At 39.2% G+C, this 13,955-nt stretch carries 12 protein-coding genes; 7 read left to right on the top strand and 5 right to left on the bottom strand.

Translation table 11 applies throughout. The annotated features are described in order from the left end of the window. Nucleotides 1–169: 169 nt before the first annotated feature. From BLS35_RS08155 to BLS35_RS08135, 5 genes are all read left to right on the top strand, one after another. Complete coding sequence (locus BLS35_RS08155) at nucleotides 170–1,348, top strand: acetyl-CoA C-acyltransferase (protein WP_090779651.1); 1,179 nt, start codon at nucleotides 170–172, stop codon at nucleotides 1,346–1,348. After that, a complete protein-coding gene (locus BLS35_RS08150; protein WP_090779649.1) occupies nucleotides 1,349–2,275 on the top strand; it encodes a hypothetical protein in 927 nt (308 codons plus the stop codon). Nucleotides 2,276–2,379: 104 nt separating this feature from the next. Next, nucleotides 2,380–4,149 (top strand): peptide MFS transporter, encoded by a 1,770-nt coding sequence (locus BLS35_RS08145; protein WP_090779647.1) that lies wholly within the window; start codon nucleotides 2,380–2,382, stop codon nucleotides 4,147–4,149. Nucleotides 4,150–4,234: 85 nt separating this feature from the next. Continuing rightward, nucleotides 4,235–5,788, top strand: coding sequence for a peptide MFS transporter (locus BLS35_RS08140; RefSeq protein ID WP_090779645.1), 1,554 nt, complete (start codon nucleotides 4,235–4,237; stop codon nucleotides 5,786–5,788). 103 nt (nucleotides 5,789–5,891) lie between these two features. Next, nucleotides 5,892–6,629 carry a polyprenol monophosphomannose synthase gene (locus tag BLS35_RS08135; RefSeq protein WP_090779642.1) on the top strand — a complete coding sequence of 246 codons (738 nt, stop codon included), beginning with the start codon at nucleotides 5,892–5,894 and terminating at the stop codon, nucleotides 6,627–6,629. A 1-nt stretch (nucleotide 6,630) separates the two neighbouring features. Here the strand turns inward: BLS35_RS08135 and BLS35_RS08130 are convergent, their stop codons facing one another. The 5 genes from BLS35_RS08130 to proS are packed head-to-tail and all read right to left on the bottom strand — an operon-like array spanning nucleotide 6,631 to nucleotide 11,361. Further along, on the bottom strand, nucleotides 6,631–7,146 hold the full coding sequence (locus tag BLS35_RS08130) for a YdeI/OmpD-associated family protein (RefSeq protein WP_090779640.1): 516 nt from the start codon (nucleotides 7,144–7,146) through the stop codon (nucleotides 6,631–6,633). 34 nt (nucleotides 7,147–7,180) lie between these two features. Then, entirely contained in the window at nucleotides 7,181–8,041 is an 861-nt protein-coding gene (locus BLS35_RS08125) for a TIGR02757 family protein (RefSeq protein ID WP_090779638.1), read from the bottom strand. A gap of 6 nt (nucleotides 8,042–8,047) precedes the next feature. Beyond that, complete coding sequence (locus BLS35_RS08120) at nucleotides 8,048–9,187, bottom strand: cystathionine gamma-synthase (protein ID WP_090779636.1); 1,140 nt, start codon at nucleotides 9,185–9,187, stop codon at nucleotides 8,048–8,050. Then, entirely contained in the window at nucleotides 9,184–9,879 is a 696-nt protein-coding gene (locus BLS35_RS08115) for a hypothetical protein (RefSeq protein WP_090779634.1), read from the bottom strand. The genes BLS35_RS08120 and BLS35_RS08115 overlap by 4 nt, the downstream gene beginning before the upstream one ends. A 9-nt stretch (nucleotides 9,880–9,888) precedes the next feature. Further along, the gene (proS, locus tag BLS35_RS08110; RefSeq protein ID WP_090779632.1) at nucleotides 9,889–11,361 is read right to left on the bottom strand and encodes a proline--tRNA ligase; all 1,473 of its coding nucleotides are present in this window, start codon (nucleotides 11,359–11,361) and stop codon (nucleotides 9,889–9,891) included. Nucleotides 11,362–11,464: 103 nt separating this feature from the next. Here proS and BLS35_RS08105 point away from each other — a divergent pair, with 103 nt between their 5' ends. After that, a complete protein-coding gene (locus tag BLS35_RS08105; RefSeq protein WP_132225915.1) occupies nucleotides 11,465–12,391 on the top strand; it encodes a hypothetical protein in 927 nt (308 codons plus the stop codon). 18 nt (nucleotides 12,392–12,409) lie between these two features. Then, the gene (locus BLS35_RS08100; RefSeq protein ID WP_090779627.1) at nucleotides 12,410–13,942 is read left to right on the top strand and encodes an OmpP1/FadL family transporter; all 1,533 of its coding nucleotides are present in this window, start codon (nucleotides 12,410–12,412) and stop codon (nucleotides 13,940–13,942) included. The last annotated feature ends 13 nt before the right edge of the window (nucleotides 13,943–13,955 follow it).

The raw sequence follows: 13,955 nt of genomic DNA, 5'->3' as shown, positions 1-13,955 counted from the left end.
GATTTCTATTCAAAAATAATATAATTTCATCAGTATATCCTATTTTAATGGTTATCCGCTATCCCGATCCTGGCATACAGCTTCTATTGTAAAAGTTAAATTACCTCCATTTTAACCACCCATACACCGTAATTACTTAACTTTGTTACTAACTAACTTATAAACATTGATGAAAGAAGTAGTAATTGTATCTGCAGTACGGACCCCAATTGGGAGTTTCGGAGGCTCATTATCTGGTTTTTCGGCCACGCAATTAGGTGGGTTCGCTATTAAAGCCGCTGTAGAAAAAGCGGGAATAAAACCAGCTGATATTCAAGAAGTTTACATGGGAAATGTTTTATCTGCTAACGTTGGCCAGGCGCCTGCTACACAGGCAGCTAAATTTGCTGGCTTACCAGATGTCCCATCTACCACTATTAATAAAGTTTGTGCCTCAGGGACTAAAGCGATCATCCTTGCCGCACAAAGTATTGCCCTAGGCCAAAACGACATTGTGATTGCCGGAGGTATGGAAAGCATGAGTAATGTGCCATACTACCTTGATAAAGCTAGAAATGGTTACCGTTTAGGTCATGGTCAGATTACCGATGGTTTGGTTAAAGACGGTTTGTGGGATGTTTACAATGACTACCACATGGGTTCTGCAGCCGAGCTATGTGCTACTACCTGTGGCTTTAGTCGCGAAGAACAAGATGCATTTGCCATCAGTTCATACAAAAGATCCCAGGCTGCGCAGACAGATGGAAAATTTGATAGCGAAATTATTACAATAGAAGTTAAAGACCGCAAGGGCGACATTACCTTAATTAATAAGGATGAAGAGCCTTTTGCAGTAAAATTCGATAAAATACCTGCTTTAAAGCCTGTTTTTCAAAAGGATGGTACAGTAACGGCAGCCAATGCATCTACATTAAACGATGGTGCAGCTGCACTAGTCTTAATGAGCGCAGAGAAAGCAAAAGAACTGGGATTAAAGCCTTTAGCCAGAATTCTAGCTTATGCTGATGCACAACAAGCTCCGGAATGGTTTACTACCGCTCCCTCAAAAGCAATTCCGTTGGCACTTAAAAGAGCAGACAAAAATATTGCCGATGTTGATTATTTTGAAATAAACGAAGCTTTTTCTGTAGTTTCGCTGGCAAATAACAAAGAACTGGGATTAAATAGCGACAAGGTAAACGTAAATGGTGGTGCTGTTTCATTGGGACATCCACTAGGTGCCTCGGGAGCCAGAATTGTTGTTACCTTACTTTCCGTACTATCACAAAACAAAGGCAAAATCGGCGTAGCCGGAATTTGTAACGGTGGTGGCGGTGCCAGTGCAATGGTCATAGAAAACCTAAACTAAATGATTAAGGCTTTAAAACCTTTAATAATAATTTTAATATTATGTTGTGCAGGAACAAGACTTTCTGCACAGCATAGTTTTGACCTCACAAATGTATCGCGACTGAAAACTTATCAGGACTCGCTACAACACATGAGCGATGCGACCTACAATGCATCAAATGATCAGGATCGCCTTTTGGCAAATTCCAGGTTCATCAAAACATTAGTTACCGCATTAAAAACACCCGCATCATTTAACTTCCCCTTCGATTCTTTGAAAAGAATCTCAGTGATAAAGTCGCCAAACAATGCTTTAAGAATTTTCTCCTGGTATGTCCCTAATGAGGATGGCACTTATCGTTTTTTCGGCACCATACAAATGGCAACCAAAGACGGGAAGCTAAAAATGTTTCCACTGATTGATGATACCAATAACATAAAAGACTTAAATCAGATTACTGGTAACAAAAACTGGTATGGTGCCCGATATTATCAAGTGATACCGGTGGTAATGAATGGCAGAGCACCTTATTACATCCTACTTGGATGGAAGGGCAACAATACAAAGACCTCTAAAAAAGTAATAGAAATACTTTCTTTCGACAAAGCAGATCAACCTGTATTCGGCAAAACCATTTTTGATGGTGTAAAAGCTGAAGCCGCAAAAAACAGGATTGTATTTGAATACAATAAGCTAAATTCAATGACACTAAGTCTTGACCGGACTGTAAACATGATCGTATTTGATCATCTAGCACCATTTTCTCCTGAAATGCAGGGAAACTTTGAATTTTACGCGTCCGACTTAAGCTTCGATGCCTATAGAATTGTTGGCGGCAGACTCAAATTGGTAGAAAATGTGGAGATGAAAAACGAGCCTAATGCTATGGATGATTTTTATATAGACCCTAAGGATAAACAGAATAAAGCCGAAAATAAACTTTAATGACCACGATGCCAACTCAATCAATCTTTAAAATTTGTGAGTCTGCCTTCGTGTAGCTATCTTGCGCAACTAACTAAACTATTAATAACACATAAAAAAATAAAATGAATACACAGAGTTTGGACACTCCAAATAACTTTTTCGAGAATAAAGTACTCGGACATCCGGCGGGATTGTTTGTCTTATTCTTCACTGAAATGTGGGAAAGATTTTCTTACTATGGCATGAGAGCCTTGTTGGTGCTATTCCTTACTTCCTCATTAATCGGAGACAATCCAGGATGGGGATGGCCAAGAGAATATGCCCTGGCAATTTATGGTTCATATACCGGTTTGGCTTATTTAACTCCTATTTTAGGTGGTTATATTGCCGATAGGATTATCGGATACCGCTGGGCAGTTATTGTGGGTGCGCTACTCATGACTTTAGGTCACCTCTCTATGGCTATAGAAATAGACCATACATTTATGTATCTAGGTTTATGTCTGCTAGTATTGGGTAACGGTTTCTTTAAACCAAACATGACCTCGATCATTGCACAGATGTACAAAAAACATCCAGAGAAAAAAGATGGTGCTTATACCATTTTCTATATGGGTGTAAATGCGGGTGCATTTTTAGGTATGCTACTTTGCGGTTACATTGGTGAAAACAAAGATTGGGGATGGGCTTATGGATTCGGCTTAGCTGGTATCTTTATGTTTATCGGTATGTTACAGTTCTATTTTACGCAAGGTATTTTCGGTAACATCGGCTTAAAACCACTAAAAAATGATGTAAAAGATCTTACAGAAACTGCAGAAGAAGCAACACGCAATCCATTCTCTAAATTTGATTTAGTACTGATTGGCTTAATTGCTGTAATTGGTTTATCATGGATCATCAACGATCCGGTATCCAAAATTACCAGCATGAACTTATTCAATTTTAAAATAAACGGCATAGAAGGTAGCAATATCATGATTGTGGTTGCATTGGTGCTATTCCTGTTCATCCTGGTGAAAAGGATCTCTCAATACACACCTGTTTTAAGAGATAAAATGATTGCTGTAATTATCCTGGCTTTCATTACCATCTTTTTCTGGGCTTCATTTGAGCAGGCAGGTGGTTCGATGACCATATTTGCAAAAGATTATACACAACGCGTATTAGTTGGTAATTCAAAAATTATTTTCAACGTGGTAAATACCTTAATTACGGTAATTCCATTGATGATTATCTCTTATGTGCTATTAAGACTGTTCTCAAAAACTTTTGGCAAGTACTCTCTTGGTAATATTATTTTAGCTTCAGGCTTTGTGATCATCTGGGTTCTTGTTATTTATATGCTTAAAAATCAATACAGTGAAGTAAAATCTGAAGTTCCAGCTACCTGGTTCGGTATCTTAAACTCTCTATTTATCATTAGCTGTGCTCCTATTGTATCTAAACTTTGGGAAAGTAAATACAACCCTTCTGCAACTTATAAAAACGGTTTCGGAATGATCTTGTTGGGTACAGGTTTTGCTGTATTGGCTTATGGTGCAAGTACGATCCCTCAGGGAGCAGCGGTTGCATCAGTAAGTATGATCTGGTTGGTATTGGCTTATTTCTTCCATACCATGGGCGAATTGTTTATCTCACCAGTAGGTTTATCTTATGTAAGTAAGCTGGTACCTGGAAGGATGATCGCCATCATGTTTGGTATCTGGTACCTGGCTATTGCTATTGGTAATAAGATTGCCGGTACTATGGGCGGTATGATTGATGAAATTACTTCTAAGTATTCGATGACAACCTTCTTCCTGATCTTCACCTTTATTCCGGTGGGTCTGGGTTTGATTATCATGCTACTTACCCCAGTGCTTAAACGATTAATGCACGGCGTAAAATAGCTATTAAAATCACAACTTATAAAAGTCTTTAGAGCACATTCTAAAGACTTTTATTTTTACATTTATATTTTATATAAAAACTGACATGGCTCAACAAACGTCATTAGAAGAAATCCAGGATTTTAAAGGAAAATACCCAAAGCAACTTTGGGCGCTTTTCTTTTCCGAAATGTGGGAGCGTTTCTGCTTCTACGGAATGCGGGGAATGCTTACCTACTTCATGGTAACCCAATTGTTAATGAGGGATGTGGATGCAAATCTGCAATACGGTGCAACACAAGCCTTTGTTTATGCATTTACCTTTATAGGTGGTTTGTTTGCTGATAAAATATTGGGCTTCAGAAAATCACTATTCTGGGGTGGTATTTTAATGATTGTAGGTAGTGCTATTTTAGCCTATGATCCGCATCAATTCTTCTTTCTTGGCATCAGTTTTACGGTTGTAGGTACAGGTTTCTTTAAACCGAATATCTCGACTATGGTTGGAAAACTGTACAGGTCGGATGATTCCCGTAGAGACGCTGGTTTCTCGGTGTTCTATGCCGGTATAAACATTGGCGCTTTATTGGGTGGATACGCTTGTATAACCATTGGTAAAGAATACTCATGGCACCTGGCATTTGGACTTGCAGCAATTGTAATGACCATCAGTTTGATCACTTTCATTTTCACCCAAAAGAGCTTAGGCCCGATTGGTTTGCCTCCAGGTCAGGATGAAGAAGTAACCGATATTGCCTTGGCTGGTGTAGATGATAAAGTACCAACTCAACCAGCAGTGATCAGTCGCAAAGCCATCAACAAAAAATGGTATGATTATGCCGTATATGTAGGTTCTTTGGCAATTATCCCTGTGATCATGATCATGGTGGCTAAAACACAGTATACAGACTGGTTTATGTACATTATTGGTCCTGCAACCTTGCTATATATAGTTTTCGAAATGACCAGATATGGATGGGCAGAACGTAAAAAGCTAGTGGCCGCATTAATCTTCATCTTGTTCTCTATATTATTCTGGGCATTTTTCGAACAGTGTGGAGGTTCCCTAAGTTTATTTGCTGCCAGAAACTTAGACAACAACTTGCTTGGTGTCATCAAACTGGATCCAAATGGAGTTAACAATTCGGCGAATTCCTTTTTTGTTATCATTTTCGCATTCTTGTTCAGCTTAATCTGGATTGGACTGGCTAAGAAAAAAATTGAGCCCAATACTGTGATCAAATTTGGACTGGGCTTTTTATTCCTTTCTGGTTCCTTCTTTATTTTCTATAGCACAAGATTTTTTGCGAACGCCCAAGGTGTTACCTCATTAGATATATTCACTGTAGCGTATTTGGTGATGACTTTTGGAGAGCTTTGCCTTTCCCCTATCGGTCTTTCTATTATGACTAAATTATCTCCAGTAAAATTACAAGGTGTAATGATGGGAATGTGGTTCCTGGCTAGTGCCTATGGCCAATATGTTGCCGGTTTATTAGGTGCAGGAATGGCTGAAGCCAGTGAACATGATAGCCCTATGCAAAAGTTAATGAGCTATACTGAAGGATACAAACAGCTTGCGATTTATGCCTTGATTGCTGGTGTTATTCTGATTGTGATTTCTCCACTCGTAAAAAAACTGATGCAGGAAGTAAAATAAAGCTTCAAAAATTTAGTTTTTAACATAATTTAACCCGTAGTATAGCCATACACTACGGGTTTTTCATTTAGAATCCATAATTTTACTGACTAATTCATTTTGCGTGTCAGACAGCTTAATTATTATTCCAACTTACAACGAGAAAGAGAACATTGAGAAAATAATCAGAAAGATATTTTCATTAAACTACTTTTTTGAAATTCTAATTATTGACGACGGATCTCCGGACGGTACTGCTGATATTGTAAAAAAACTACAGTCAGAATATCCGGCGCTACACCTTGAACAACGCAGTGGAAAACTTGGCTTAGGTACTGCGTATATACATGGATTTAAATGGGCATTGGCAAGACCTAATTACCAATATATCTTTGAGATGGATGCTGATTTTTCGCATAATCCAGAAGACCTGATCCGCTTAAGAACAGCTTGTGTAAATGGAGCTGATGTAGCTATTGGTTCCCGCTATGTAAATGGAGTTAATGTGGTAAACTGGCCAATGAGCAGAGTACTGATGTCTTACTTTGCTTCTATGTATGTAAGATTGATTACGCGTATTGACATACAAGATGCCACAGCTGGATTTAAATGCTACCGTAGAAAAGTTTTAGCCACCATACCACTCGACAAGATTAAATTTGTGGGCTATGCCTTCCAGATAGAAATGAAGTTTACAGCACTAAAGTATGGCTTTAAAGTAGTTGAAGTACCAATCATTTTTACCGACCGCACAGAAGGTAGTTCAAAAATGAGTACCAGAATATTCAGGGAAGCATTTTTAGGTGTTATACAGATGAAAGTATGGAGTTGGTTTAGAAAATACGACAGACCAGAAACCTAATCTACTTTTCTTCCCGAGGTTTACCATCACGCATCATGGTTCCAAAATCCCAGCCTTTATCCATAGCATTGACAATCCTCACCAATCGTTTTGTTCTTGTAGGCTCTGTTTTGGCTGCATTAACCCAATTGATATACCAATTTTGATGTGATTTAGGCAGTTTTAAAAAGCCTTCCAGCAAACGAGGTTCATCAGCAAGACAAAGCTCCAGATCTTCAGGCATCTCAATTTTAAAGGTAGTATCTTCCTCTAGAACCAAAGTCAATACAGCGCCCAATTGCTTTTTAAGCTTTTTCCGGAGTTCGCCATTTAGCGCTATGATAAAATCGCCCTCTCCCATAGGAACAAGAGAAACCCCTTTGATTTCTACATGATCCAAATGGCCTTTTACCCGAAAACTCTTCCTACAATCAGCCTTAATCTGATTGGCAATAGCCTGCGGAATAAAAATATAAGTCCAACCAGTTTTTTCGCCCATTTCGGCAAAACGCTCTATCTCTGCTTTGAAAGTAATCATACTATTTTAAAGATATGAACATTATGCGTCTTTTTTAAAACTTCTCCTCTACACCAAGTCCAAACAAAGCGAAATCGTATTTAACGGGATCTAAAGGATCCAATTCCAGCAAATGAGCCGTTAGCTCAACCGCGGTGCGCCAATCCGTTTGCTTGCGTTCAATAAGCCCTAGCTTACGTGCTACACGATCGACATGAACATCACAAGGACAAATCAAATCAGAAGGCTTTATCATGTTCCAGATGCCAAAATCGACACCCTTGTTGTCTTTACGCACCATCCACCTCAAAAACATGTTTAAACGCTTACAGGTAGACTTTTGCATGGGTGATGAAACATGCTTAATCGTACGCCTAGGATAATCAGGCAAGGAGAAAAAATAGGACCTAAAGTAATTCAAAGCCCTTTCTATTTTCGGCTTTTGCTGATCTAGCTCTGAGAGCATACAACTCGATGAGGCATACCCTTTATAATTTCCCACAACCTGCCCTGATACAAAATCAGTTTGGAAGCTATCCCCTGGCGGCAAAAAAGCTGCTTCAAGACTATCAAACTGTTGATAATGCTGATTGAAGAAAGCTACAAAATATAAAAGATCAGTATCATTAAAGGTCCTATGCTTAAACCCCAGCAATCTTTTCAGGTCATCATCACTATGATGTAGCATAAAATTATGCGGATCATTATCCATCCTTGCAAACAGTTCATTGCATTTATTGATAATGGTTTTACGCTGCCCCCAAGCTAAAATTGCCGCAAAAAATGCGGCAATTTCAATATCCTGTTTTTTAGAGAACTGGTGCGGAATACAGATTGGATCATTTTGAATAAAGTTGGGTCTATTGTACTGCTCAACTTTGATGTCCAAAAAATCTTTGAGTTCTAAAAATTCCAATTCCGTTTATTTAAGTGCCTGTTCCAGATCAGCGATCAAATCATCAATATCCTCTACACCAACGCTTAAACGCAATAAGTTATCTACTACCCCTACTTTTTCACGTTCTTCCTTAGGGATAGAACCATGAGTCATGCTGGTTGGGTGATTAATCAACGATTCTACACCGCCTAAAGACTCGGCCAATGTAAATACCTTAAATGAACCTGCTACCCTAAACGTTTCCTTTAAATCAGCATCTTTTAAAGTGAAAGACACCATTCCACCGAAATCACGCATTTGCCTTTTAGCGATATCGTGGTTAGGATGATCTTCAAAACCAGGCCAGTATATTTTATCAACCTTAGGATGTTTTTTAAGGAAATGAGCAACTTTAGCACCATTTTCACAATGTGCTTTCATGCGTAAATGAAGGGTTTTAATTCCTCTAAGCACTAAAAATGCATCTTGTGGACCAGGCGTTGCACCGCAAGCATTGTAAATAAACCAAAGGTCTTTATACAACTGATCATCGCTTACCAATAAAGCACCCATCACCACATCAGAGTGACCGCCAATGTATTTTGTAACCGAATGCATCACAATATCAGCGCCCAAATCCATTGGATTTTGCAAGTAAGGTGAGGCAAATGTATTGTCGACGGCGAGCAACAATTGATGCGCTTTAGTAATTTTAGCCATCCCCTCAATGTCAACAATCTGCATCGTTGGGTTAGTTGGCGTTTCTATCCAAACCAACTTCGTTTTATCATTGATGTATGGCAGTATATTTTCTGGCTTAGAAAGATCCAGAAAATGGAATTTGATGCCATACTTAGCGTAAACTTTAGTGAAAATACGATACGAACCACCGTAAAGATCATTACCGGTAATTACTTCATCTCCGGGCTGCAATAACTTCATCACTGCATCAGTTGCTCCCATACCGCTTGAGAATGCTAATCCGTGCTTAGCATTTTCTAAAGCTGCCAGACAAGCTTCCAGAGCTACACGCGTTGGATTGGTACCTCTTGAGTATTCGAAGCCTTTGTGATCGCCTGGTGATTTCTGCCAGTAAGTAGAAGTTTGATATATTGGAGTCATTACTGCCCCAGTAGTTGGGTCAGGTTCCTGACCGGCATGGATAGCTTTTGTTGCAAATTTCATATGTTATTATTTTGCTCTATTTCTGATTTAAACTGGTAGCCAATGTTTTTGCTTGTAGGAAATCCACTGGCAACCAGCATAGACTGTTTCTGATTTAAAGTTACGTCTTTTACCTGCGCAAAAGGAGGAATCATCAGATCCGAATCCAGACAAAAAAGGATCGATCTCTCAATAATATCTGTTAATTTCTCTTCCGTAACCAGGTTATTTGCAAAGTCCTGATATAAAGAATCAAGTACGCCCTCGCCCTCAACCATAAAATGTTTATCCTTATTGATCAAAATACGGGCAATTAGTGTCCCTTCATCTGCCAGGCGGTTATACTTTATAGAATCGGCCAGGAAATTATGAAGGTAAATGATCCCGCAATAATTAAGGCTCGGATCATCCTTAATGTATTGACTCTGAAACATAGAATGCGAGGGGTCGAAAGAAAAGATATTGGTATGCATAGATACCATGAGCATATCGCCAGAAAATTTAAGCTGCCCCTCAAAATGGCTATGCTCCTTAAAATTGATCTCTACCGAAGGATCTTTGACATTGTAATCGTGCTGCAATCTCAAGGCGATCTCTGCCAACTGCTTTTTCAACATACCAAACACTTCAGTGGTATTGCGGTAGATCGCCTGTTTTAAGGAAGCTTTCTCTTTAAATTCAGTTAGGATCTTGTTATAACTTTCTGTACTCATCCTTATCTTTTAGTAGGCTCTCGCAAATAACACACGCTGTTTAGATGGTTTACCTGAATAAATACAAACTCCATCTTCCAGTTTATTATCTAAAGGTATACATCTGATCGTGGCTTTTGTCTCTTCTTTAATCTTCTGCTCTGTTTCTGGAGTTCCATCCCAATGTGCAGCAATAAAACCAGCTTTAGTGTCTAACAATTCTTTCAGCTCATCATAAGAATTTGCCTCAGTAATGTGTTCAGTTCTATAGTCTAAAGCTTTGTTATAGATATTCTTCTGAATTTCCTCCAACAGTTGTACGATATATATATCTAAACCATCCTGCTGTACAGTTTGTTTTTCTCTGGTATCTCTACGCGCAAGTTCCACAGTTCCATTCTCCATATCTCTGCCACCAATTGCCAAACGTACAGGAACACCTTTTAATTCATATTCTGCAAATTTAAACCCAGGACGTTGTGAATCACGGGCATCATATTTAGCGGAAATACCCATTAATTTTAATTTTAACATCAGCTCATCCACAAAGACCGAGATCTTTTGCAACTCTTCATCATTCTTGTATATCGGAACAACCACCACCTGTATCGGAGCAAGTTTAGGAGGTAACACCAATCCGGCATCGTCGCTATGCGCCATAATTAAAGCACCGATCAGACGGGTAGAAACACCCCATGAGCTAGCCCATACATGTTCTTGTTTACCTTCTTTACTCGTAAATTTCACATCAAAAGCTTTGGCGAAGTTCTGTCCCAGGAAGTGTGAGGTACCCGCTTGCAAAGCCTTTCCATCTTGCATTAAAGCCTCAATACAAAAAGTATCCAGCGCGCCTGCAAAACGTTCATTAGGAGTTTTTACGCCCTTAACAACCGGCAAAGCCATCCAGTTTTCAGCAAAATCTGCATATACATCCAACATCTGTTTCGTTTCAGCAATTGCCTCATCAGATGTCGCATGAGCAGTATGTCCCTCTTGCCATAAAAACTCTGTAGTACGTAAAAACAAACGCGTACGCATTTCCCAACGTACAACATTGGCCCATTGGTTTACAAGAATTGGCAAATCGCGATACGATTGAATCCAGCCTTTATACGTATTCCAGATAATGGTTTCCGAAGTTGGTCTTACGATCAGTTCTTCTTCTAATTTTGCAGTTTCATCTACGATAATGTTACCATTTCCATCATTTTTTAGACGATAATGTGTCACAACAGCACATTCAGTCGCAAAACCTTCAACGTGTGAAGCTTCTTTAGAAAAAAATGACTTGGGAATGAATAAAGGGAAGTAAGCATTGCTGTGGCCAGTATCTTTAAATTTTTGGTCTAAAACCGCCTGCATTTTCTCCCAAATGGAATATCCATAGGGCTTAATCACCATACATCCTTTGACAGATGAGTGCTCAGCCAGGTCGGCTTTTATAACAATGTCGTTATACCACTGTGAATAATCTTCGTTTTTGCTTGTAATACCTTTGCTCATAACTGTTTGGAACGTTTTTTGTGTTAAATGACTTGTAATGTAGGCTACAAATCTATAAATTTATACCTACAAAACACACAACACACAAAGAAGGGATATAGTTATGAAATCAAATTATTTATTCACCAGTATGCTTGGCCTGACAGCAATAGTTGTCACGTCCTGCTCTACGCCAAGGTTAGCGCAGCAAAATTCGAATGATGATGTCTATAACTCTGTAGCGCAGGCAAGGGAGTATAAGCAACAAGTACCGATAAGAGAATCCGATTATAATACTCAGGATGAATACTATGGCACAAGTGATCCCTATTACGACATGGATTATTCATCACGTATAAACAGATTTTACAATACAGGACCCTCCTGGAGAGGATACTATGATCCATTCTTTGATGGTGGATGGTATGGCAATTATGGCATGTCCTTAGGATTTGGATTTGGTATGGGATTTGGCTATAGTCCGTTTTATGGTTCTATATGGAATTCTCCATACAACTCATGGGGTAATTACTATTCTCCGTTTTATGGCTACAACAATTACTATGGCGGTGGTTACGGCGGTGGATTATGGGGTGGTGGCTACTGGGGAGGCGGTTTTTATACCGGCAGGACTACCAATGTACCAAGACCAAATAGAGGTGGTAGTGCGTACACAGGAAATAGAGGTAATGGAAATGATGCCTATCTTTCTCCAAGATCGTCTAGAGTACAAAACGGTAATGGTACAAGTGTAATTTCAGGCAGACCTTCGAGAGGTAGCACTAATGGTAATTATGGTACATCTCAAAGACCAGTAACAACGGGAAATTCGAGACCAAGTAGAACTGAAGCTCCAGCAAGACCTGCAAATACAGAAAGTTCAAGACCGAGCAGAACAGAAAGAACAGAAGCTCCAGCAAGACCACCGAGAGAATCATATTCTCCACCTCCATCTTACAGTCCTCCATCAAGAGGTAATTCTGGCGGAAGCTATGGTGGCGGTAGCTCAGGCGGTGGCACAAGCAGACCATCAAGAGGCGGAGGCAGATAATTTAAGCGAAATACAGAGATGAAGAAATTTATACAGATGCTTATGGTGGCTATAGTAGCCACCACGGGCACTACATATGCACAATATGCCCAGGATGCCATCAGGTTTGGCAACACGAACTATGGTAGTTCTGCAAGATTTAAAGGTATGGGTAACGCGCAAATTGGCGTGGGTGGAGACATGAGCTCCTTAAATGGTAACCCAGCTGGTTTAGGTCTCTTTACCAGATCAGAATTTAGCTTTACCCCTGAGTTTAACAATGCAACTTCGAAATCCGATTACCTGGGGCAACAAGGCAAAGGTTCAGATAGTAAATTAAATATGAATCAGGCTGGTGTGGTTTGGTACAACCCTACTTTTAAAGCAAAAGGACAAAACACTCAAAAAGGTGTTTTGAGTTTCGTATTTGGTATTGGCTATAGCAGAAACAACGATTATACACAAAGTCAAAGTTACAGTGGAAACAATGACCTGACCTCTATGCGTGATTATTTTTCAGAATTAGCCAATGGCAGTATGGATGTAAACGGAGTTATTGACGATAATACTTTACAGCGCCTGGCTTATGAGCAATTCCTGATAAATTACAATGTACCGAACTTCCCGGGATATTCAGCCGAACCCTTTATTGGCAGTAATATGCAAAGTAGAAATCAAACTACTGCGGGTTCTACCTCCGAAGTAAATTTCTCAGGAGCAATTAACATCTCTAATCAATTGTACATTGGTGCAAGTATAGGAATGGTAAATGTACGCTACATTAATGATGTAGAATATACAGAAAAGGGTATATTAAGTGCCTACAACGACATCCCAACTGATCCTGATTTTGGCTTTAGTCCTGACAAAAATTACAATTTCTCTTACGTATCCAGTCAGGAAACTCACGGTTCAGGAATCAACGCTAAATTAGGTTTAATCTTCAGACCTGTTTCAAGTTTCAGAATCGGCGCAACCTATCAAACACCAACGTGGTTATATATGGAGGATACATTTACAGAAAATCTATTTACTACATTGGATGGTGTAAGACAACCAAATAATATTGGACCATTATCCTACCCTTATAACTATAACCTAAAAACTCCTGGAAAAGGATCTTTGGGTGCTAGTTATGTCATCGCAGGACAAGCCATCATTTCTGCTGATGTTGATTTTATTGATTATGCAGGCACCCGTCTATCACAGGATGGTGGAGGTTCATTAGACAATGCAATCATGGATAGTAATGCCGATATCAAAAAATACTATACTTCTGCTGTAAATTATAGAGTTGGTGGAGAGTATAAAATCAATAACCTGAGCTTAAGAGCTGGCTACGGATTAAATGGCAGTCCTGTAAAAGATGATACGAACAACACATACGGTACTAAATATTATAGTGGTGGTTTAGGCTACCGCTTTAATGAGTACTATTTTGATCTCGCTTATCAACGCGTTCAATCAGAAGACAGAGTAAGTCCTTATGCATTGAGTGACGGAGCTGAGCCAGTAGCCAGTATTAAAAATGCAAACAACAATGTGTTTTTAACTTTTGGAATTAGGTTTTAAAAGTCCGGTATTA

The sequence above is a fragment of the Pedobacter sp. ok626 genome (genome assembly GCF_900100435.1).
In the GTDB taxonomy this organism is placed as follows: domain Bacteria; phylum Bacteroidota; class Bacteroidia; order Sphingobacteriales; family Sphingobacteriaceae; genus Pedobacter.
The sequence above is the reverse complement of the archived record's forward strand: the minus strand, read 5'-3'. Positions and strand labels throughout refer to the sequence as shown.

What these genes read in the sequence shown, in the direction of transcription:
- proS (WP_090779632.1), bottom strand. Translation starts at nt 11,361, where the DNA reads ATGAGCAAAGGTATTACAAGCAAAAACGAAGATTATTCACAGTGGTAT.
- BLS35_RS08115 (WP_090779634.1), bottom strand. Translation starts at nt 9,879, where the DNA reads ATGAGTACAGAAAGTTATAACAAGATCCTAACTGAATTTAAAGAGAAA.
- BLS35_RS08155 (WP_090779651.1), top strand. Translation starts at nt 170, where the DNA reads ATGAAAGAAGTAGTAATTGTATCTGCAGTACGGACCCCAATTGGGAGT.
- BLS35_RS08140 (WP_090779645.1), top strand. Translation starts at nt 4,235, where the DNA reads ATGGCTCAACAAACGTCATTAGAAGAAATCCAGGATTTTAAAGGAAAA.
- BLS35_RS08105 (WP_132225915.1), top strand. Translation starts at nt 11,465, where the DNA reads ATGAAATCAAATTATTTATTCACCAGTATGCTTGGCCTGACAGCAATA.
- BLS35_RS08130 (WP_090779640.1), bottom strand. Translation starts at nt 7,146, where the DNA reads ATGATTACTTTCAAAGCAGAGATAGAGCGTTTTGCCGAAATGGGCGAA.
- BLS35_RS08145 (WP_090779647.1), top strand. Translation starts at nt 2,380, where the DNA reads ATGAATACACAGAGTTTGGACACTCCAAATAACTTTTTCGAGAATAAA.
- BLS35_RS08120 (WP_090779636.1), bottom strand. Translation starts at nt 9,187, where the DNA reads ATGAAATTTGCAACAAAAGCTATCCATGCCGGTCAGGAACCTGACCCA.
- BLS35_RS08100 (WP_090779627.1), top strand. Translation starts at nt 12,410, where the DNA reads ATGAAGAAATTTATACAGATGCTTATGGTGGCTATAGTAGCCACCACG.
- BLS35_RS08150 (WP_090779649.1), top strand. Translation starts at nt 1,349, where the DNA reads ATGATTAAGGCTTTAAAACCTTTAATAATAATTTTAATATTATGTTGT.